This window comes from Hyunsoonleella aestuarii (assembly GCF_006148925.1).
Taxonomy (GTDB): domain Bacteria; phylum Bacteroidota; class Bacteroidia; order Flavobacteriales; family Flavobacteriaceae; genus Algibacter_D; species Algibacter_D aestuarii.
The window spans coordinates 282,660-304,319 of sequence record NZ_VAWB01000003.1; the positions used below are offsets into that span (position 1 = coordinate 282,660).

A 21,660-nucleotide genomic window follows, 5' to 3' on the forward strand; every position below is an offset into this window, starting at 1 on the left:
TTTAATACTTAATCCATTTAATCAATTCCTTATAACTCGGTTTTTTGCCATACATTAAAATTCCAACACGATAAATTTTAGCTGCAAACCAAACCGTTCCCATAAAAGTACCAATTAATAATAACAACGACACCAATTGCTGCCACAAGGGAACTCCAAAAGGAATTCGCATGAGCATCACCACTGGAGAGGTAAACGGAATGAATGAAAACACAGTAGACACAGTTCCATGTGGGTCTTCAATAACTGTAAAAATACCAATATAAACAGCTAATATTAAAGGCATTAAAACTGGTAAAAGAAATTGTTGTGTGTCTGTTTCATTATCTACAGCTGCTCCTATTGCAGCATACAGAGAACTGAACAACAAATAACCACTAACAAAGAATAAAACAAAAGCAACTATTAAATTAGCTAGAGGCATATTAAAAAAGGCAACCACAATATCCTGCACTTTCATTGTAATTCCTGGATTCTCCATAGTCTGCTGCATCATTTCTTGTTGCTGTGATTGTATTTGTCCCAACTCAATTCCAAAAATTGAGGATATAATAAGCATGAGCAAACCTCCTAAAATAATCCAAATAACAAACTGTGTGATTCCAGCTAAGGACGTCCCTATAATCTTACCCAACATTAATTGGACAGGTTTTACTGACGAAATAATAACCTCTATTATTCTACTGGTCTTTTCTTCAATAACACTGCGCATAATCATGTTACCATAGATAATAATAAACATAAATAATAAATAACCAGCAGCACCACCAAAAATAAGTTTTACAATGCTATCAATCTTCGAGGTTTCTTCACCATCAAAACTCTCCTGAATCATATCTACTCTTATTTTTGAAGAGTCAATTAAACTAACATCAACTCCTTTTTTTGCGAGATTAATATTCGTTAATTTATTTTCTACTAAATCTTCTAAATCTGAAATAACGGTTAATGAAGGTGAATCTTCTGAATAGAATTTAACACTTTGAGCTAAGGAGTTTAAATCTTCTAGTTTTGATATATGTAATAAACCATAAGATTCTGTTTCTATGGATATTAACTTAGCATCATCTAACGATTTATCAGTTAAAATATCGTACTTTATTTTTTCAGAATTTTTAAAAACATCTTCTACCAATAGTGATTCGTCCAACACAGTAATCTTTCTTACTTTATCACTATTAAGTTGCGATAAATAAGCCACAACAGCCACAAGAGCAATCATTATAATTGGACTTAAAATAGTCATCACTATAAAGGACTTATTCTTAACCTTGGTTAAATATTCCCGTTTAATAATTAGAGGTAAATGATTCATAAACTAATGATTCTTTACTGTTTGAATAAAAATATCGTTAACACTTGGAATTAACTCTACAAAATGTGAAACTTCTCCTTTGGAGATTAAATAATTCAATAAATCATTTGGCATATCGTTATCATTCAACTTAATATTTAATTTTAATTCGTCTTCTAGTGTTTTAAAACTAGCATTAGAAATACTAAACTTTTGAGATAACTCTTCCCTAAGTATATTATTATGTTCTGTTTTTATACCGACCTCAAAAGTATTGGCTTTATACTTGCGCTTTACATCTATAAGTTTACCATCCAAAATCTTATTAGATTTATGAATCAGTGCAATATCATCACATAATTCCTCAACAGATTCCATTCTATGTGTTGAAAAGATAACTGTAGCACCATCGTTTCTTAGGCGCAAAATTTCATCTTTAATGACGTTAGCATTAATTGGATCAAAGCCCGAAAAAGGCTCATCAAAAATTAACAATTTAGGTTGATGTAATACAGTAACAACAAATTGAATCTTTTGAGCCATCCCTTTTGATAACTCTTGTATTTTCTTATTCCACCAATCCCCAATTTCCAAACGTTCAAACCAGTCTTTTAAACGTGCTTTTGCCTCAGATTTACTTAATCCTTTTAGTTGAGCTAAATACAAAGCTTGCTCCCCTACTTTCATGGATTTATATAAACCACGCTCTTCAGGCAAATATCCTATATCCTTTATATGTTTATCTTGAAGCAACTCCCCATCCAAATGAACGGATCCAGAATCTGGCATCGTAATTTGATTTACAATTCTTATCAATGTAGTTTTTCCTGCTCCATTTGGACCTAGTAAACCAAATATACTCCCTTTTGGCACTGAAATTGATACTTGGTTAAGTGCTTTAAACTTACCAAAACTTTTAGAAACTTGGTTGACTTCTAGGAGATTATTCATACATATATTTTAATGAATCTAGTTGTGGTAAATATATTAAATGTTATAAACTTAAAGACATGAAATCTTACTTAAGCGTAAAAAACAAAACCCACCCTTAAAAAAATTAAGGATGGGAAAAAAATTGCTATGAAAAAGAAAAATTACCACTAAAATAAATTAATGGTAGTTCAAATATAGTTTTTTTTTCAATACTAATAGCAAAACTATTAAAGAACTTGTTCTAAAAAATAATCCGCACTTTGGCGGATTATCGTATTTTTAAGATGTTTAACTAGGAAAACATATCCTTAACTTTCTCGAAAAATGACTTATCAGAACTTTCTGGTTTAGGCGAGAAATGTTCATCGTCTAACATCGTCTCAAAAAAATCTTTTTGTTGCTTATTTAAAGTTTTGGGAGTCCAAACGTTAACATGGACTAATAAATCACCTTTACCGTAACCATTTATACTTGGAATACCTTTACCTCGTAAACGCAATATTTTACCCGATTGTACACCAGCTTCAACTTTTATACGCACCTTACCAGTTACAGTATCTATCTCTTTAGATGTTCCTAAAACTGCTTCTGGATAACTTACATACAAATCATAATGCAAGTTATCACCTTCGCGTTGTAACTTGTCATGTTCCAATTCTTCTATGGCAACTAATAAATCGCCTGCAATACCATTACCTGGAGCATCATTTCCTTTGCTAGAGACCTTAAGTTGCATGCCATCAACAACACCTGCTGGTATTTTAATAGATACTGTTTCTTCTGCAACCTTAAGCCCTTGAGCATCTGCATCAGTCGGTTTTTTATCGATTGTTTGTCCAGCGCCACCACAAGTATTACATGGAGCAGACGTCTGCATTCTTCCTAAAATGGTATTTGCTATTCTAGTTACCTGACCACTACCATTACATGTTGTACAGGTTTTGTAAGTAGTTCCTGGAGCTTGTACTTTTCGCTTTACCTTTATCTTCTTCTCAACACCATTAGCAATTTCCTCTAAAGTAAGCTTAACGCGAATACGTAAATTACTTCCTTTGGTACGATGTGGACCGCCACCTCCGCCAAAACCAGAAAATCCACCACCACCAAAAGCACCACCAAAAATGTCTCCAAACTGACTAAATATGTCATCCATATTCATGCCACCACCACCAAATCCACCGCCATTTTCAAACGCCTGATGACCAAATTGATCATAACGTGCTTTCTTATCGGTGTCACTTAAAACCTCATAAGCTTCCGCCGCTTCTTTAAATTTAGCTTCTGCTTCTTTATCGTCCGGATTTTTATCTGGATGAAATTCGATAGCCTTCTTTCGATAAGCCTTTTTAATTTCGGAATCACTAGCACCTTTGCTAACTCCTAATATTTCGTAATAATCTCTTTTTGCCATGCGTGTAGTTTATTGTCCAATAACAACTTTTGGAAAACGAATTATTTTTTCTCCAAGTTTATATCCTTTCTCAACAACATCAATAATTTTTCCTTTTAAGTCGTTACTTGGTGAAGGAATTTGAGTAATTGCCTCATGGGTGTCAGCATCAAAAACATCTCCTTTTTCAACTGTCATAACTTTTAGCCCTTTTTGATCTAGTGTATTCACTAATTTTTGATATATCAGTAAAACACCTTTACGTAATTCTTCAGCCTCTTTATCTTCTTCAATATGCGCTAGCGCACGTTCAAAATCGTCAAGAATCGGCAATAAAGTTTTCATAACATCTTCACTTGCTGTTGAAAACAATTCGATTCGCTCTCTGGCTGTTCGTCTTTTATAATTTTCAAATTCGGCAAAAAGTCGTAAAAACTTATCTTTTTCTTCCTTTACTTCAGCCTGAAGCTTTTCTTCTAAAGATTGCTCCTCTACAATAGGTTCTTCAACCTCAACCGTATCGGATTGCGCATTAATATCTTGCTCTTCTTGTATCTCTTTTTTATCTTTTTTACTCATGGTAAACTTAAATTTATGCAATGCTTTATTTAAGTTGGCAAAAGTACTGCCAATATTGTAAAAATGTCATAATGTCATTAAAATATTTTGAAGAAATTTAAAAGGAGGAATTATTTGATAATGCTGCGCCTTAAGCTTACCTAAAAACTAACTTTGAAACTCTCCCATTTCCTGCTGCGTATGCCACAGAATCGTTTAAAAATCGAACGGTATAAAAGCCTTCATCGCTTAAATGTTTCCATGAGTTTCCTGCATCTCTAGAATAATCAATTCCATTAAAGCCTACAGCTACTAATTCTTTGCATTGACCATTCGGTACATATTGCACACAACTTCTATAACCGGGATTCTGATTATTAGCAACTATTTCCCAAGTTTTACCCCCATCACTTGTTCTTATTTTATTGGCTACATTAATTTCGGGCTTTGTATAATCACCACCAATAGCATAACCGTTAAGTTCATCATAAAAATCAATTGAGAATATACCACTTGTTTCTACACCTTGTATTATAGGCGTATTATATACACTCCAAGTCTTACCTTTATCTGGAGAGTATAGAACTCTACTAGCCTTCCCTCCTGTTGCTACCCAAGTATGATCTCCAACTATAGAGATATTAGTATCACTAGCGGCGAATGCAGCTTCACCCTCAATGGCTTTTGGTAAATCTTCGCACAATAATTTAGTCCAAGTCCCACCCCCATCTCTAGTGATAATTATACTCATACAATCCTCAGTTGGGTCACCAATAGCAATACCTTCTTGGTCATTCCAAAAATCCATGGAATCGTAGAAAGCTTTGGGGTGGGTTTCATGATATACTAACATTCCTCCTTGAAATAATTTAGCTGGAGACTCTATTGAAAGAGCATAAGTATAGTCTCCTTGAAAGGCTAACGCTCTAAAATTATTTTGCTTTAACGAGTCCTCGATAAATTCAAAATACCTCCCCTCATCGAAATCATTTTTATAACTCAAAACCATCTGATAAATTTTCCCTGAGGATGACGCTACTACCACCCTTCCTTCATTTACTTCTAAAGCTCTCACATTTAACAATGAATCTTCCAAAAAATGCGTGATTTCCACTTTTGATATATCCCGAGGAACAAATAAAGCTTCTTTTTTACACGAAATGAGCACAGTAATAACAACCCAAAAAAACAACAATTTTCTCATACCATCTTAAATTTCCTTAAAAATAAAAAAGCTTCGTAAACAATCACGAAGCTTTTCTTTAAAACTATAAATACAATCACATTTCTTAATCAAATTGTCGATATGGCGTTTTAATATTAAGACATCGGCTTCTAAAGTCCCACATAAACAACATGAATATATCCTTGTTTGTCGACAAGAATAAAGTTTTAGGTATGAATGAAATCACTATCAAAATCTTCACTGGTTGAGCTACAAGAGTATAATGTAAATAGTGACATTAAAGTTATTAATGTAGGTTTCATTTTGAAAGCAATTTGTCTTTAGGCATACAATAATTCAAATGGTTTAAAAGCTATAAGATTTATAATAACTACAAAACATTATACTACCTTTGCATCCTTATTTATTCAACATGCGATTACATAGAAATTTATGCTTTGCCGTTATAGACGGATTAACCCTAATATTCAATGAAGGACAATATGCCGATAAGGTTATTCAGCAACTCTTAAAAAGAGATAAACGTTGGGGTTCTAGAGACCGTGGTTTTGTGGCAGAAACAACTTATGATATTGTACGTTGGAAACGACTATATGCAGAAATCGCAGAAGTAAAAGAACCATTTGATCGCGATAACCTCTGGCGCATGTTTGCGGTTTGGGCTACCTTAAAAGGCATTAAACTACCCGATTGGAAATACTTTGAAAATACACCAACCAGAAAAATAAAAGGACGTTTTGACGAACTTTCGAAAGTTAGAAAATTAAGAGAATCTATTCCAGACTGGATGGATAAAGTTGGATTGGAAGAATTGGGCGAATCCAAGTGGTCTAAGGAAATTGCCATGCAAAACGAGCAAGCGGATGTTATTCTTAGAGTTAACACCTTAAAAACGACCAAGGAAAAACTTCAAAATATACTTTCTGATGAAAATAATATTGAGACTGAATTCATAAAGGGCTATCCTTCCGCATTAAAACTTCTAGAACGTGCAAACGTATTTGTAACTGACTCTTTTAAAAATGGTTTATTTGAAGTTCAGGATGCATCGTCTCAGTTGGTAGCAGAATTTCTAGATGTAAAACCTAGTATGAAAGTTGTTGACACCTGTGCTGGTGCTGGCGGTAAAACATTGCACATTGCCTCTTTAATGAAAAATAAAGGTCAAATTACTGCAATGGACATCTACGAAAGTAAGCTTAAAAAATTAAAAGTTCGAGCTCGTAGAAATGGCGTGCATAATGTGGATTTAAAAGTTATTGATTCTACTAAACCCATAAAAAAACTATACAACAAAGCTGATCGTGTTTTAATTGATGCGCCTTGCTCTGGTTTAGGGGTTTTACGTCGTAATCCTGATGCAAAATGGAAATTAGAACCAGAATTTATGGATCGTATTCGGGTTACACAACAAGAAGTATTGCAACAGTATTCTCGTATGGTAAAACCAGATGGAAAACTCGTTTATGCGACGTGCTCTGTACTTCCCTCTGAAAATGAAAATCAAGTGAAAACATTCTTAAACTCAGAATCAGGAAAAGATTTTATATTTGTTAAAGACAAAAAAGTGCTTGCTCACGAATCTGGTTTCGATGGGTTTTATATGGCGCTTTTGGAACGTAAAAAATAATACTACATGAAACACCTTTACTTATTACTTTTTATTATTTGTTCACAAACATTCTCGCAAGAACCCACCAATTATTATTCATCTGCGACTGGAAAAACAGGTTACGATTTAAAAACTGAATTAAAGAAAATTATAGATAACAAAGATGATAATTTAAGTACCGAATTTTTGTCTTTAGATCTTGGGTATGGTGAGCTATATACAACCTATGAAACATCAGACATAGATTCCTATTTTGAAAATAACGGAACTGTATTAGATATGTATTCGGAAAAACCCTTAGGAATGGATTCTTATGAATATACATACGCCATTGAAACCCCTAATGATGATAGAGATATGGGTTCTGGTGGTAATTCAGAAGGACAATTTTATAATAGAGAACACATTATTCCCCAGTCTGTATTCAACCAAGACTCACCAATGAGAAATGACGCACATTTTGTTGTTCCTTCCGATAAGTTTGTTAATTCTCAAAGAGGAAGCTTCCCTTTTGGGGTTGTAGACATACCAAATTGGACCTCTACCAATCTATCTAAAAGAGGTAACAATTTAAATTCAGGTTATTCTGCAGGTTATACTGGAACCGTTTTTGAACCTATAGATGAATTTAAAGGAGATATTGCGAGAATGCATTTTTATTTTGCCGTTAGGTATGAAGATGACATCGCCAGCTTTAATTCCTACGACATGTTCAATGGTTCGGAAAATCAAGTTTTTTCAACAACATTCTTTAACATTTTATACCAATGGCATATTAACGACCCTGTTTCGACAAGGGAACAGGACAGAAATAACGCCATTTTTAATAGACAGAACAATCGCAATCCTTTTATTGATAATCCAAATTATGTTCAATCTATTTGGAGCAGTCTACTCTCTAATAAAAATATTGAGATTACATCCACCAAAATATACCCAAACCCCGTAAAAGATAATTTTGTTTATTTCTCAACAACACAAAACCTTGAGGTTATCATTTACAACGTTATTGGAAAACAAATGCTTGTAAAAAATATTAGTAAGGATAATAACACTATTGATATTTCAAATCTAGCAAAAGGCATTTATGTTGTTAAACTAAACTCTAATCGAGGTATTACTGCAAAAAAGTTAATTAAGGAATAACTTGAAATGGTAAGTCAACTCATCCATACTTGTAATCTATGGAAAAGTTAAAAGCCTATATTGAAGCTTTAATTGAGGATTCCATTACCACTATTAAATCTATCAATGGTGGTGATATTTCTTCTGCTTACCGGATTGACACCTCTAAAAACAGCTATTTTTTAAAACAAAATACTTCTCCCATTGCGTTAGCCATGTTTCAAACTGAGGCTTATGGTTTAAATACAATTGCCAAAACTAATACCATAAAGACACCTTCTGTTTTAGCTTGTGAAAGTTTCGAAGATTCAGCGTTTTTGTTAATGGAGTATATTGAATGGAAATCACCATCATCCGAAGATTTCAAAAATCTGGGCAGACAGTTGGCCCAATTACATAAGCATACCTCTGAAAGTTTCGGGTTAGAACAAAATAATTTTATTGGTCGTTTATCTCAAAGTAATACAAAGCATACCTCTTGGGTTAATTTTTATACCAACGAACGTTTATTACCGCAGCTAGAATTAGCTAAGCAAAAAGGATTACTTCAGAGTTCAGAATGCCCTAACCTAGAACTTATAAAACCCAAACTGAAGCCAATTTTTGATGATATCAAACCTAGTTTGCTTCATGGTGATTTATGGAGTGGCAATTATCTAATTTCTAAAAACGGTGAACCTTATTTGATTGACCCAGCTGTTTATTATGGACATCATGAAATTGATATCGCGATGACCAAAATTTTTGGTGGATTTGGGGACCCTTTTTACACAAGCTATTCAGCTGCTATCTCTCCTGACAAGCACACCGAAGGAAGAATAGAAATTTACCAATTGTATTATTTATTGGCACACTTAAATATGTTTGGTAAATCTTATTATGAATCAGTAAGTTCCATTTTGACTAAATACTTTTAGGTTATCTCCAATATGTTAAAATCCAAGACACTAGAAATTGCAACTTAATTCAAATTTAACGTATAAAATGCTTATCGCTTGTGTTTAATAATTAATATAACTCTTACGAAATCGAATTATTTAGCGACCTAAAAATATTAAAATCATCCTTAGCTCTTATATAAAAGAGATTTTAATAATACTTAAGGATTTCATAAGAATTTTTTAACAATTAGTATTATTTTTGCTGGAAATTGCATAAAAACATGGTTCAAAAAGGTAAAGAGGCTCAGCGATTAGCAGTATCGAATAATAATGATAATTGGAAAAAATGGGGGCCCTATCTAGCTGAAAGACAATGGGGAACGGTAAGGGAAGATTATAGTGAACATGGTGATACATGGGAGTTTATAGATCACGAAAAAGCCCGAAGTAATGCCTATCGCTGGGGCGAAGAAGGTATTGGCGGATTTACCGATTCTAGAGAAATCTTATGTTTAGCACCTGCATTTTGGAACGGTAAGGATACCATTTTAAAAGAGCGATTGTTTGGACTAACTAACAACCAAGGAAATCACGGTGAAGATGTTAAAGAACTTTATTTCCATCAAGTGTCGTCACCAACCCATTCATATAGTAAATACCTATATAAGTATCCACATAACGCATTTCCATATGGAGAATTGGTTAGAAAAAACCAAATTGGAAGAGATCAATTTGAATACGAGTTATTAGATACGGATGCATTTAAAAACAACGCTTATTTTGATTGTTATATAGAATATGCCAAAGCAGATATTGATGATATTTTAATGAAAGTTACCATTGTGAACCGAGGTAACGATGCAGCCGATATTCATGTACTTCCTCATCTTTGGTTTCGAAATTTCTGGAAACACAACAAACGTCATACGCGACCTAAAATAAAATCGACTTCTAACTCCTCTTCACTAACCAAGAGTAAAAGAAATGGAAACTATTATTTCTATAATGACGGGGGTGTACAACTTTTCTGTGAAAATGAAACTAACAATAAACGCATTTACAATTTTAAGAATGATGTCCCCTATGTAAAGGATGGTATTAATGACCATGTAGTTAATGGAAAACCTACTGTAAATCCATCAGAAAATGGTTCAAAAATGGCTATTTGGCATAAGTTTAAGCTTAAAGCTGGTGAACAAAAGTCTATAAGAGTGCGTCTTCGCAAAACCAAAACAGAACATCCATGGGATGATTTTGATAGTATTTTTCATGATAGAATTACAGAATGTGAAGAATTTTATAATGAAACTATAAATTCCAAAATTCCAGAAACGCATCAAGCCATAGCAAAAAGTGCATTTTCTGGCTTACTTTGGACCAAGCAATTTTATTACAACGACGTTTTTAAATGGCTATTTGGAGGTCCTGGTGAAAGCAAACCAAATAGGCAAGATATGCGAAACTATAATTGGCAGCACCTTACCAATAGAGATATAATTTCAATGCCCGATAAATGGGAATACCCATGGTATGCAGCGTGGGATTTGGCATTTCACATGGCTTCCTTTGTTGAGATAGACCCTGCCTTTGCAAAAGAACAATTGCTTTTAGTATTGAAAGAAAATTACATGCATCCTAACGGACAAATTCCAGCATACGAATGGAACTTTAGTGATGTAAATCCACCCGTGCATTCTTATGCCGTTTGGAATGTATACGACAAAGACAAAACTTATAAAGGAAAAGGTGATACCGAGTTCTTAGAAAAAGCATTTCAAAAGTTACTCATGAACTTCACTTGGTGGGTAAACCAAAAGGATAAAAATGGTATTGACTTATTTGAGGGTGGCTTTTTAGGATTAGATAACATTGGGGTATTCGACCGTAACCACATGCCCCCAGGCATCAAGAGAATGCAACAAGCTGATGCTACGAGTTGGATGGCCATGTTTACACTCAATATGCTACGCATGTCCTTAGAGCTCTCTAAAACTAATAAAATATATGAAGAAGTATCCGCTAAATTTTTTAGACATTTTCTAAATATTGCTTGGGCGATGCACCATATTGGTAAAAAAGATATTTCACTTTGGGATGACCAAGATAACTTCTATTACGATGTGGTGGAAATGGCAAATGGTGCAACAGATAGACTTAAAGTACGATCTTTAGTAGGAGTAATACCAATGTTTGCTGTGGAGATAATACATAAAGATTTATTTGAAGATCTAAAAGATTTTAAATATCGAGCAAATAAAATTATAGAGACCCGTCCAGACTTAGCTTCACTAATTACCAATATAGATAAAACAAATGAAGAAGGAAATTACTTGTTCGCTATCATGCGAGGATTTAGGTTGGAACATCTTCTTAAACGTTTATTGGATGAAGAAGAATTCTTATCAGACTTTGGTATTCGATCGTTATCAAAATACCATGAAAAGCATCCATTTGTATTTAGACACCATGGGCATCATCAAATTCAATACGAATCTGGTGAGAGTCGTTCTAATATGTTTGGAGGCAATTCTAACTGGCGCGGCCCTATTTGGATACCTTTAAATTATATGATTATTCAATCATTAAGAAAATATTACACCTACTACGGTCCAGCATATCAATATGAATTCCCGACAGGTTCTGGAAATAAACTTAACCTTAAAGAAATTGCTAACGAGCTCACGAAGCGACTGGTAAAACTTTTTGAAGCTAATGAGGAAGGTAAATTTCAATACCATGCCGACAACGCAGATAAGCATTTCTCGAAAGATAAGCATTTTAAAAACTTGCACCTCTTTTATGAGTTTTTCGATGGCGATAATGGTAAAGGTTTAGGTGCTTCACACCAAACAGGATGGACTGCCCTAATAGCCAATTTAATAATGGATATGGATGCCGATAAACCCTAAATTTTAAATAATTTAAACACAAAAAGCTGATAATCCACTATCAGCATTTTTATCATTATCAAACCGGTTGAAGTGGAAAACGGATTATCAGAATTAAGAAAAGATATCAATAGCGGTAAAATTGAAGAAATAATAAAATCCTATGAAAATGTTTTTGGCGACTATTTGTACGTCATAGGAAAAAAACAAGCAGGTAACACCTTATAAAATTAATTCAGAGCGCAAGTCTGCTAACGAAAATTATAGTGGGTTTTCTATTCGATTTGTATTCGCTAAATTTGGTAACTAAAACATATAACTAACCATACAAAAATACGTTAGGTACAAGTAAATATTAACTACAAAATTATGGGTAATCCAACTAATAATAAATACAAACCTATTGGCATTTTTCTAACGATAACATTTGCTTTAAGTGCAATTTATTATTTTCTAATAATACATTCTGGTACTCTAAGTAGTGGATGGGGACAATTTACAATGGGACTAATGTGGTGCCCTGGGATTTCTGCTTTGATTACCATGAAAATATTAAAGAGAAACATCTCTGATCTTGGATGGCAATGGGGCAAAACAAAGTATCAATTATGGAGTTATCTAATTCCTCTTTTATATGCTCTCATTGCTTATATAGTTATATGGGTATTTGATTGGGGAGGCTTTTATGATAAAGACTTTGTTGTTAGGCTCACTAATTCCTTTGGTTTTGGAGAATTGGGGAGTGGATTTATAATAGCATTCTATTTTATTCTATTCGGGATTTTCGGTACAATTCGCAGCGCGGCGAGTGCATTAGGTGAAGAAATTGGATGGCGTGGTTTTTTTGTTCCCGAACTTTATAAGACCCAAGGATTTACTAAAACTTCATTAATATCAGGTTTTATTTGGGGGGTTTGGCATTTACCAATTTTACTCTTTGCAGATTATAATAGTGGAACACCATCATGGTATGCAATGTCTTGTTTTATGGTATTAATTATTAGTATGAGTTTTATTTATACTTGGTTTCGAATCAAATCGGGAAGTTTATGGACTGCCGTAATACTTCATGCAAGTCATAATTTATTTATACAAAGAATTTTTACGCCTTTAACATCAGATACAGGTAGTACAGCATATTATATAGACGAATTTGGAATTGTATTGCCAATAGTAGGAATTGGTTTTGCCATATATTATTGGAGTAAACGAAAAGAATTAAAACCAGTTCCTAATAACTTATAAAAAGCATTTAAACGCTTTTATACTCGCTGATTAAACTTTTTAATAAAAATATTTATTTAATGAAAAGAACATTTGCTACATTCTTCATTATATCTTCAATTTTGATATCAACCTATTCTTGTAAAAGGAATGAAAAAACGGAGAATTTAAATAGTAAGAAAATCGAAAAAACAACTGTTACTAATAAAAGTATTAATAAAATGATTGATAAGCAATGGAAGCTCAAATGGGCTGATGAATTTGAAAAAGAAATTATAGACTCAAATAATTGGACATTACAAATTGTTAAGGCTGGAAGGTTTAATGATGAATGGCAGCGCTATACAAACAGTAATAAAAATGCTTATATCGAAAATAATTGCTTAGTTATAAAAGCAATTCATGAGAGTGATAAACACGGTTTAAACCAATACTCCTCTGCAAGGCTTCATACAGCTAATAAGCAAACTTGGAAATATGGAAAAATAGCTGCACGCATAAAACTTCCACAAGGCAAAGGCATATGGCCAGCTTTTTGGATGCTTGGAGCAAATATAGACGAAAATGGAGGTGATACACCTTGGCCTCTGTGTGGAGAAATTGATATTTTAGAATTATATGGCACTAAAGACGATGGTCTTATTGAATCTAATGCTCATTACGCCGATTCTTCAGGTTCACATGCGATGATGGGAGCTACTCCTTTTAAATTAGATAATGGCAAATTTGCTGATGAGTTTCATGTATTTGAATTAGAGTGGAATGAAAATCAACTTGCTTGGTTTGTAGATGGCAAACAATTTGCTGAGATGGATATTTCTTCAGATGAATTTATAGCATTTCGTAAAGACTTTTTTATTCTTTTGAATTTAGCTGTAGGAGGAACTTTTGCAGGTAGACCAAATGACACCACTAATTTCCCTCAACATATGTATGTTGATTGGGTAAGAGTTTACGAAAAAATAATAAACTAAGTCATATACAAATACGTTGTAAGTAATACGAATCAACTATTATATCAACATAGAATCATTAATTATCAAACAATTATTTCTACTTTTTAAAATAATTATACTATTACTTAATTTTTATTCCCAAAATGAAGACCTCTTATAGACAAACGAATAAGAGAAAAATTAATAACGCACTCGTAATCAACCACTATATAACATCTTAATGGTTTTTCAATTCGGTTTGTATTGGCCGATTGAAGCGTTGGATATGGAAATAACAAAATAACAAAAGCACAACAGTTTAAAACAGCAATTAAGGCGGATTCGACAGCGCTGTAATCTAGTTGATATTGCTAACGCCCGTTCTTATTACTAAATTTCGGTTTCTTAACCATAACTGCAGTTATACTTATAGTTGTGCTCAATATATCTCCCTAGAATATTCTTTTTTACTATTGTTGACTGTAATAATTTCTAACTTACACCACTAAATAATAAAAAGAAAACTATTGAGTAGCGATTTTTATAAAACATCCATTTTACCTTTTGCAGGAATAATTATCAAATTATGTCGAGCTTATACTAACTCGCAAGAAGATTTCGATGATTATTATCAAGAAGTATGTTTACAAATATGGAGAAGTAAAGACAACTTTCGAGAAGAATCACAATGGAGTACATGGGTGTATCGAATTTCATTAAATGTATGCTTAACCTTACTAAAGAAAAACAAAAAGAAAGATCAGTACTTTGTTTCAGACTCATTGCCTATTGAAGAAACCGAAGAAAACTATGCTTTTTCAAACGAGGCTCTAAACTTATTATACGATGCTATTAGAAAACTGTCAGAAATAGACAGAGCAATCATTATGTTGTATTTAGAAGAAAAATCGCAAAAGGAAATTGCTGAAATTATAGGGACAAACCCTAATAATATTGGTGTGCGAGTTAAAAGAATTAAAATTAGATTAAAAAAAATATTAGATGGAAAAATCAATTGAAAATATATGGAAAGAGGGTTTTCTAAAAAGTGACGCATTAGTAGCTCCAAAAATAAACAACCTATACAACCAAAAATCAATTCATGTCATTGATAAATTTAAGAGTATGTTTAAAATAAATTTGATTGCAATTATTGCGTTCTCATTTATCTTTTTAATTATCTCATTCTTTGCAGGAATACCAATAACAGGTGTCATTTTTTTTGTTACCCTTGCAGTACTCGTTTTTATTAATAAGAAGTTATTAAATAATTTAGCGAAAATAGATTTAGGTGCAAGTAGTTATCAATACTTAAAGGCATTTAACCAATGGAAAAATAAACAGATAGCTATCAATATAAAAATATCTAGATTTTTATATCCAATTATTTTTCTATCTATGATTTTGGGATTTTGGTTTAAAGATGCAGAGGGTATGCCTTTGGGAGAAAGATTAGTAAATGAAGTTCTAAAAGGTTTTCCTGATATCTATTTAATATACGGAATCCCAGTTGTAGGAATCGTTATCGCATTATTAATTTTAGTTTTACTCGCTTTTTTTGGAGATCGAATTTATAAATGGGATTTAAACATTGTTTATGGAAGAGTATTCAAAAAACTAGAAGAATTAATGACTGATATAGAAAATTTAAGGAGCTAAACACTTCTCAATAGGCCGTGACTATTCCACTTTTTAAAATTCTTCAAAAAAAATAAGTTTTAAATGTAATATTTTTAGTAATCAGCCACTAACCAAGAAAACACTAAAAATTATGACACTAAAAAATGCAATTACCTTTTTTGAAAGTTTAGTAACTAAGACGAGTAGAAATTCTGAGATAAAGGTTTACCAAGAATTTATTCAAATTATAACGAGTTTAGAAATGAAAGATTTGTCAAAAAATGAAATTCAATCTATAGAAACGGAATTGGATAAATTAAATTTAAAATCAACCTTAGTGAATAGAAAAAAATATTTTACGAAAGCTATTAGTGATTTTAAAAAATATTTAAAAGACACATTTTCCTTAACTCCAAAAGGATATTACACAACTTTTTATGGTGGGTTAGGATTAATATTTGGTTTGCTATTTGGGGTTGCAATTTTATCTAACCTAGAACGCTCGTTGGGTATTTCTCTAGGTTTAATTGGTGGAATGGTTGTTGGTTCAATTATGGGCCGTAGCAAAGATGCCCAAGCTAAAACTGCTGGTAAGATGCTTTAATTAATATACGAATAATCAACCTAAATATAATACTAAGCACATACCGTATATAAAAAATAGCAGTTAAGAGCTAAATTCTAAGTTTGGTTCATTTCTGCTATCTTTGTTTTTAAACAAAAACATAGCACATATAATGCTGCTACTTTTCATATACAAGACCGTTAAGCTTCATTATGACCAACTAATAAACATTCATAACTATTTCCTCAATTAATGAATCCGCAAAAGTGTAAGAATTGCCAAAATAAATTTGAGGGTGAATATTGTCATAATTGTGGGCAACGCAAAATTGGTAATCAACGTTTACAAATGCGGGAGGTAATCACCGATTTTTTTGACAATACTTTCAATTTACACAAAGGGTTTTTATTTACATTTTGGAAATTAATCATCACACCAGGAAGTGTTGCTCATGCCTATATAAATGGAAAGCGTAAATTTTTTACAAATCCTACGCGTTATATGGTAATTGCTTTGGCATTTCAAACCTTTATAGATTATTGGTTTGAAACTACAAAGGTAATTGAAAATGAAACATATTACACGTTCTCATTTTTGTCAAACAGCCTGAATACAAGCATGGAGATTTGGAATATTAAACTTGCTGTAGAATATATATTACTCTCAAATCTGTTTATGATTATTCTAATACCAGCACTATTATTTCTTTTTTTTAAAAAATTAAAATTCAACTATACCGAATTGCTCGCTGTTAACTTTTATTTTATACCTACCATTTTATTTATAACTATGCCGCTCCTTTTTGTGACCAAGGTGGTTTTCGGAATATTTGTTCCAAAAGAATTGATCATTTTTATATTTACTTCCTATATGTTTTGGTCAAATTTTTCATTTTTCAAAGCGGTGTCACTTAGAGAACGCATATTAAAGATTATAACAGTAATTTTTGTTTTTATGTTTATTAGAATTCTAATTCTACCATTGGTCATGAGCTTGATTTTTCCTTTATACTATTAACTGTTTTTTTAATTAAAAGTGAAAATGCAACAACGAAAAACATAAACTCGAAAACTCTAAAAATATTAATCATACTCACTTTACTTTTTTCCTGCACCGCAGAAAACGAAACCTCTGATTTCAATAAATTTACTGGAAGATGGACTCTTAATATAGTAGAAATTAAGACTGATTCAATTTCTAATTGGAAACCTAGACAAGACCATTACAAAAACCGAAAAGGATTTATTATATACGATGGTAAAGGTGGCATGGGTGTTCATCATGTAACTGAAAATTATGAGAAATATAAATTCGAAGGAAGCGGCGGACTTGATAGTTTAACAGTAAATGATTTAAGACATTTGGCGAATAACTTTGTTTATTTTGTTAAATATAAAGTTAATGACACGCTCAACATAACAGAACATTATATAGAGTCGGTAAATTTTCAAAGAATGTGGGGAACAATAGCTAAAAGAAAATACCTATTCTCTGGAGATACATTAGTTCTTAATCCTCTTACAAATAGATATCCAAAGATTCGTCTAAAATGGATAAAACTAAATGATATAGAATAAAATAAGACAAAGGACGATTAATAGAATCAAGTGTTAAAAATCTTGTTAATAAACACCTCCTCTTTGGAAAAAAAAGAGATTATCAATCATGAAAAAAGTGTATTTTTGCACTTTCTTTAAACACTCACAAATCAAGACATAATGATTCATTTCTTTGGAAACGTAAATAGCAAAGTTTTTGCTGTTCAAACAACAAAAGAATTATCAAGTGAAACCATCTCAAAATTAACATGGTTATTTGGCAACCAGCCTAAAATAGAACAAGCATCTTTGGATGCTTTTTTTGTTGGTCCTCGCACAGCGATGATAACGCCTTGGAGTACTAATGCTGTTGAAATTACTCAAAACATGGGGATTGAAGACATTGTTCGTATTGAGGAGTTTGAAGCGGTATCTGAAGATTTTGTGGCGTTTGACCCGATGATATCGGAGAAATTTAAGGGCTTAAACCAAAAGAGTTTTACTATTGATATTGAACCAGAATCTATTCTGGATATTAAAGATATTGCGGCCTACAATGTACAGGAAGGATTATCGTTGAGTGATGAGGAAGTGGCGTATTTGGAAGGTGTTTCTAAGAAAATTGGTCGTCCTTTGACGGATTCTGAAGTATTTGGGTTCTCACAAGTAAATTCTGAGCATTGTCGACATAAAATTTTTAACGGCACATTTGTGATTGATGGTGAGGAAAAACCAACCTCACTATTCAAATTAATTAAAGAAACATCGAAGCAAAACCCTAACGACATTGTTTCAGCATATAAAGATAATGTGGCCTTTATTAAAGGTCCAAAAGTGGAACAGTTTGCACCAAAACGTGCCGATGTTCCAGATTTTTATACCACTGAAGATTTTGAATCTGTAATTTCCCTTAAAGCAGAGACCCATAACTTCCCAACAACGGTTGAGCCTTTTAATGGTGCTGCAACGGGTTCAGGTGGCGAAATTCGTGATAGACTTGCAGGTGGAAAAGGATCGCTTCCTTTAGCAGGAACTGCCGTATATATGACATCGTATTCGCGTTTAGATGACAATCGTCCTTGGGAAAATGGTGTTGAAGAACGGGATTGGTTATACCAAACCCCAATGGATATTTTAATAAAAGCTTCTAACGGTGCTTCAGACTTTGGGAATAAATTTGGGCAACCGCTTATCTGTGGTTCGGTATTGACTTTTGAACATGAAGAAGATGCTCGTAAACTTGGTTTCGACAAAGTGATTATGCAAGCGGGTGGTATTGGTTATGGTAAAGAAGATCAAGCACTAAAAGATACGCCTAAAACCGGCGATAAAATTGTGATTCTTGGTGGTGAAAATTACCGCATAGGCATGGGAGGTGCTGCGGTATCTAGCGCTGATACTGGCGAATTTGCTTCAGGAATTGAATTAAACGCTGTACAACGTTCTAATCCTGAAATGCAAAAACGGGCCGCGAATGCGATTCGGGGTATGGTTGAAAGCGAAGAAAATTATATTGTTTCTATTCATGACCATGGTGCTGGTGGACATTTAAACTGTCTTTCTGAACTAGTTGAAGATACTGGCGGAAAAATAGATCTGGATGCATTACCAGTTGGAGACCCAACCCTATCTGACAAAGAAATTATTGGTAACGAATCTCAAGAACGTATGGGATTAGTTATTGGTGAAGACCATATTGAAACTTTACATAAAATTGCAGATCGAGAGCGCTCACCAATGTACACCGTTGGTGATGTAACTGGTGATGACAGATTCACTTTCCAATCTAAAACCAAAGGGAATAAACCCATCGATTTAGCTATGGAAGATATGTTTGGAAGCTCTCCAAAAACGGTAATGACAGATAAAACTGTTGCACGTAACTATAGCAATGTTATTTATAATTCGGATGAATTTTACAGCTATTTAGATCAAGTTTTACAATTAGAAGCAGTAGCTTGTAAAGATTGGCTAGTGAACAAGGTAGACCGCTGTGTTGGTGGAAAAGTAGCGAAGCAACAATGTGCTGGTCCATTACAGTTGCCATTGAACAATGTAGGTGTGATGGCATTGGATTATAAAGGAACAGAAGGTATTGCAACTTCTATTGGGCACTCCCCTATTTCTGGATTAATTAATCCTGTGGCGGGAAGTAGAAATTCTATTACTGAAGCTTTAACTAATATTATTTGGGCGCCTTTAAAAGATGGTTTACAATCGGTGTCACTATCTGCAAACTGGATGTGGCCTTGTAAAAATGAAGGTGAAGATGCACGTTTATATGAAGCTGTTCAAGCTATTTCCGAATTTGCTATAGATTTAGGTATTAATGTACCAACGGGGAAAGATTCTCTATCCATGAAGCAGAAATATCCGAATGAAGATGTAATTTCTCCTGGAACGGTTATTATTTCTGCAGCTGCGAATTGTAATGCTATTTCTAAAGTGGTGGAACCAGTTTTTAAAGCTAATGGTGGTGACATTTACTATATCAATTTATCTCAAGATGATTTTAAATTAGGTGGAAGTTCGTTTGCACAAGTTTTAAATAAAATAGGAAACGATGCTCCTAATATTAAAGATGCGGGGTATGTTAAAAACGTATTCAATACCATTCAAGATTTAATAAAAAATGAACAAATCGTTGCGGGACATGATGTAGCTTCTGGTGGTTTAATCACCACACTTTTAGAATTGTGCTTTGCCGATAATAATGTTGGTGCAGAATTAGACTTGTCGGATTTAAATGAAAAAGATTCATTGAAAATGTTATTTGCGGAAAATGCTGGAATTGTAATTCAAGCGAAAGACGCTTCAATTGAAAACGCTTTGAGTACCGCAAATATCAATTTTGTTATTATTGGAAAAGTTACAGAAAGTGATACGCTAAGTGTGATTAATCAAGCCGAAGTATTCACTATGACTATTTCTAGATTAAGAGATGTTTGGTATAAAACATCGTACTTATTAGACCAAAAACAAACCGCAAACGGTTTAGCTGAAGATAGATTTAACAATTATAAAAATCAGCCTTTACAATATACTTTCCCAGAACATTTTACTGGTAAATTACCTAAAACAGGAAGCAATAGACCTAAAGCTGCTATTCTACGTGAAAAAGGAAGTAACTCTGAACGTGAAATGGCAAACGCCATGTATTTAGCAGGTTTCGATGTAAAGGATGTGCACATGACTGACTTGATTTCTGGTCGTGAAACTTTAGAAGATATTCAGTTTTTAGGAGCCGTTGGAGGTTTCTCAAACTCCGATGTTTTGGGCTCTGCTAAAGGTTGGGCGGGTGCGATAAAATATAATGAAAAGGCAAGACAAGTTATTAAAAATTTCTTTGCTAGAAGAGAGACACTTTCGGTAGGTATCTGTAACGGATGTCAACTTTGGATGGAATTAGATCTCATCAATCCCGACCATGACATTCATGGGAAAATGCACCACAACGATTCAAATAAGCATGAAAGCTCATTTACTTCTGTAAAAATTCAAGAGAATAATTCAGTCATGCTTTCAACTTTGGCGGGTTCAACTTTGGGAGTTTGGATTTCACATGGTGAAGGGAAATTCAGTTTACCATATACTGAAGACCAATATAATATTGTTGCTAAATACAGTTACGAAGGCTATCCTCATAACCCGAATGGTTCAGACTTTAACACCGCCATGATGTCCGACAAAACCGGAAGACATTTAGTAACTATGCCACATATTGAACGTTCTACATTTCAATGGAATTGGGCGAACTATCCCGATGGGCGCAAAGATGAAGTATCCCCTTGGTTAGAGGCTTTTGTGAATGCACGTAAATGGATTGAAAATCATTAATTAAGATTAATCAAATATAAAAACCTCCTGAATAAAGAACACATTCAGGAGGTTTACCAAAGATAGAAAAATAG

General features: G+C 33.2%; 18 protein-coding genes. 13 read left to right on the plus strand and 5 right to left on the minus strand.

Going from position 1 to position 21,660, the window contains the following annotated elements:
• Nucleotide 1 precedes the first annotated feature (1 nt).
• The 5 genes from FEF17_RS13575 to FEF17_RS13595 all read right to left on the minus strand — a co-directional run bounded on the left by FEF17_RS13575 (nucleotide 2) and on the right by FEF17_RS13595 (nucleotide 5,379).
• Nucleotides 2–1,315, minus strand: coding sequence for an ABC transporter permease (locus tag FEF17_RS13575; protein ID WP_139002956.1), 1,314 nt, complete (start codon nucleotides 1,313–1,315; stop codon nucleotides 2–4).
• A gap of 3 nt (nucleotides 1,316–1,318) precedes the next feature.
• Nucleotides 1,319–2,245 (minus strand): ABC transporter ATP-binding protein, encoded by a 927-nt coding sequence (locus FEF17_RS13580; RefSeq protein ID WP_139002957.1) that lies wholly within the window; start codon nucleotides 2,243–2,245, stop codon nucleotides 1,319–1,321.
• A gap of 274 nt (nucleotides 2,246–2,519) precedes the next feature.
• Complete coding sequence (gene dnaJ, locus FEF17_RS13585; RefSeq protein ID WP_139002958.1) at nucleotides 2,520–3,638, minus strand: molecular chaperone DnaJ; 1,119 nt, start codon at nucleotides 3,636–3,638, stop codon at nucleotides 2,520–2,522.
• Nucleotides 3,639–3,647: 9 nt separating this feature from the next.
• Entirely contained in the window at nucleotides 3,648–4,196 is a 549-nt protein-coding gene (locus FEF17_RS13590) for a nucleotide exchange factor GrpE (protein ID WP_139002959.1), read from the minus strand.
• A 136-nt stretch (nucleotides 4,197–4,332) separates the two neighbouring features.
• A complete protein-coding gene (locus tag FEF17_RS13595) occupies nucleotides 4,333–5,379 on the minus strand; it encodes a WD40/YVTN/BNR-like repeat-containing protein (protein WP_139002960.1) in 1,047 nt (348 codons plus the stop codon).
• 394 nt (nucleotides 5,380–5,773) lie between these two features.
• On the opposite strand from FEF17_RS13595, the gene FEF17_RS13600 reads away from it, so the two are divergent.
• The 13 genes from FEF17_RS13600 to purL all read left to right on the plus strand — a co-directional run bounded on the left by FEF17_RS13600 (nucleotide 5,774) and on the right by purL (nucleotide 21,586).
• Nucleotides 5,774–6,991 carry an RsmB/NOP family class I SAM-dependent RNA methyltransferase gene (locus FEF17_RS13600; protein ID WP_139002961.1) on the plus strand — a complete coding sequence of 406 codons (1,218 nt, stop codon included), beginning with the start codon at nucleotides 5,774–5,776 and terminating at the stop codon, nucleotides 6,989–6,991.
• Between the two features lie 6 nt (nucleotides 6,992–6,997).
• Nucleotides 6,998–8,119 carry an endonuclease gene (locus FEF17_RS13605; protein WP_139002962.1) on the plus strand — a complete coding sequence of 374 codons (1,122 nt, stop codon included), beginning with the start codon at nucleotides 6,998–7,000 and terminating at the stop codon, nucleotides 8,117–8,119.
• A gap of 38 nt (nucleotides 8,120–8,157) precedes the next feature.
• Nucleotides 8,158–9,015: a fructosamine kinase family protein gene (locus tag FEF17_RS13610; RefSeq protein WP_139002963.1), complete on the plus strand. Its 858-nt coding sequence runs from the start codon at nucleotides 8,158–8,160 to the stop codon at nucleotides 9,013–9,015.
• A 245-nt stretch (nucleotides 9,016–9,260) separates the two neighbouring features.
• Complete coding sequence (locus tag FEF17_RS13615; RefSeq protein WP_139002964.1) at nucleotides 9,261–11,888, plus strand: MGH1-like glycoside hydrolase domain-containing protein; 2,628 nt, start codon at nucleotides 9,261–9,263, stop codon at nucleotides 11,886–11,888.
• Between the two features lie 72 nt (nucleotides 11,889–11,960).
• Nucleotides 11,961–12,095, plus strand: a complete 135-nt coding sequence (locus tag FEF17_RS14485) for a hypothetical protein (protein ID WP_262709995.1) — start codon at nucleotides 11,961–11,963, stop codon at nucleotides 12,093–12,095.
• 141 nt (nucleotides 12,096–12,236) lie between these two features.
• Nucleotides 12,237–13,112, plus strand: a complete 876-nt coding sequence (locus tag FEF17_RS13625; protein WP_139002965.1) for a CPBP family intramembrane glutamic endopeptidase — start codon at nucleotides 12,237–12,239, stop codon at nucleotides 13,110–13,112.
• A 59-nt stretch (nucleotides 13,113–13,171) separates the two neighbouring features.
• Nucleotides 13,172–14,065, plus strand: a complete 894-nt coding sequence (locus FEF17_RS13630) for a glycoside hydrolase family 16 protein (RefSeq protein WP_139002966.1) — start codon at nucleotides 13,172–13,174, stop codon at nucleotides 14,063–14,065.
• A gap of 488 nt (nucleotides 14,066–14,553) precedes the next feature.
• Nucleotides 14,554–15,045, plus strand: coding sequence for an RNA polymerase sigma factor (locus FEF17_RS13635; protein WP_139002967.1), 492 nt, complete (start codon nucleotides 14,554–14,556; stop codon nucleotides 15,043–15,045).
• Nucleotides 15,029–15,685, plus strand: a complete 657-nt coding sequence (locus tag FEF17_RS13640; RefSeq protein ID WP_139002968.1) for a hypothetical protein — start codon at nucleotides 15,029–15,031, stop codon at nucleotides 15,683–15,685. The genes FEF17_RS13635 and FEF17_RS13640 overlap by 17 nt, the downstream gene beginning before the upstream one ends.
• Before the next feature lie 112 nt (nucleotides 15,686–15,797).
• The gene (locus FEF17_RS13645; protein WP_139002969.1) at nucleotides 15,798–16,250 is read left to right on the plus strand and encodes a hypothetical protein; all 453 of its coding nucleotides are present in this window, start codon (nucleotides 15,798–15,800) and stop codon (nucleotides 16,248–16,250) included.
• 213 nt (nucleotides 16,251–16,463) lie between these two features.
• Nucleotides 16,464–17,228 (plus strand): DUF3667 domain-containing protein, encoded by a 765-nt coding sequence (locus FEF17_RS13650; RefSeq protein ID WP_139002970.1) that lies wholly within the window; start codon nucleotides 16,464–16,466, stop codon nucleotides 17,226–17,228.
• Between the two features lie 71 nt (nucleotides 17,229–17,299).
• Nucleotides 17,300–17,788 (plus strand): lipocalin-like domain-containing protein, encoded by a 489-nt coding sequence (locus FEF17_RS14455; RefSeq protein WP_262709998.1) that lies wholly within the window; start codon nucleotides 17,300–17,302, stop codon nucleotides 17,786–17,788.
• Between the two features lie 141 nt (nucleotides 17,789–17,929).
• On the plus strand, nucleotides 17,930–21,586 hold the full coding sequence (purL, locus tag FEF17_RS13660) for a phosphoribosylformylglycinamidine synthase (protein WP_139002972.1): 3,657 nt from the start codon (nucleotides 17,930–17,932) through the stop codon (nucleotides 21,584–21,586).
• The last annotated feature ends 74 nt before the right edge of the window (nucleotides 21,587–21,660 follow it).

Excerpts from the sequence above, each read along its gene's own strand:
- FEF17_RS13575 (WP_139002956.1), bottom strand. The coding sequence starts at position 1,315 with ATGAATCATTTACCTCTAATTATTAAACGGGAATATTTAACCAAGGTT.
- FEF17_RS13580 (WP_139002957.1), bottom strand. The coding sequence starts at position 2,245 with ATGAATAATCTCCTAGAAGTCAACCAAGTTTCTAAAAGTTTTGGTAAG.
- dnaJ (WP_139002958.1), bottom strand. The coding sequence starts at position 3,638 with ATGGCAAAAAGAGATTATTACGAAATATTAGGAGTTAGCAAAGGTGCT.
- FEF17_RS13590 (WP_139002959.1), bottom strand. The coding sequence starts at position 4,196 with ATGAGTAAAAAAGATAAAAAAGAGATACAAGAAGAGCAAGATATTAAT.
- FEF17_RS13595 (WP_139002960.1), bottom strand. The coding sequence starts at position 5,379 with ATGAGAAAATTGTTGTTTTTTTGGGTTGTTATTACTGTGCTCATTTCG.
- FEF17_RS13600 (WP_139002961.1), top strand. The coding sequence starts at position 5,774 with ATGCGATTACATAGAAATTTATGCTTTGCCGTTATAGACGGATTAACC.
- FEF17_RS13605 (WP_139002962.1), top strand. The coding sequence starts at position 6,998 with ATGAAACACCTTTACTTATTACTTTTTATTATTTGTTCACAAACATTC.
- FEF17_RS13610 (WP_139002963.1), top strand. The coding sequence starts at position 8,158 with ATGGAAAAGTTAAAAGCCTATATTGAAGCTTTAATTGAGGATTCCATT.
- FEF17_RS13615 (WP_139002964.1), top strand. The coding sequence starts at position 9,261 with ATGGTTCAAAAAGGTAAAGAGGCTCAGCGATTAGCAGTATCGAATAAT.
- FEF17_RS13625 (WP_139002965.1), top strand. The coding sequence starts at position 12,237 with ATGGGTAATCCAACTAATAATAAATACAAACCTATTGGCATTTTTCTA.
- FEF17_RS13630 (WP_139002966.1), top strand. The coding sequence starts at position 13,172 with ATGAAAAGAACATTTGCTACATTCTTCATTATATCTTCAATTTTGATA.
- FEF17_RS13640 (WP_139002968.1), top strand. The coding sequence starts at position 15,029 with ATGGAAAAATCAATTGAAAATATATGGAAAGAGGGTTTTCTAAAAAGT.
- FEF17_RS13645 (WP_139002969.1), top strand. The coding sequence starts at position 15,798 with ATGACACTAAAAAATGCAATTACCTTTTTTGAAAGTTTAGTAACTAAG.
- FEF17_RS13650 (WP_139002970.1), top strand. The coding sequence starts at position 16,464 with ATGAATCCGCAAAAGTGTAAGAATTGCCAAAATAAATTTGAGGGTGAA.
- purL (WP_139002972.1), top strand. The coding sequence starts at position 17,930 with ATGATTCATTTCTTTGGAAACGTAAATAGCAAAGTTTTTGCTGTTCAA.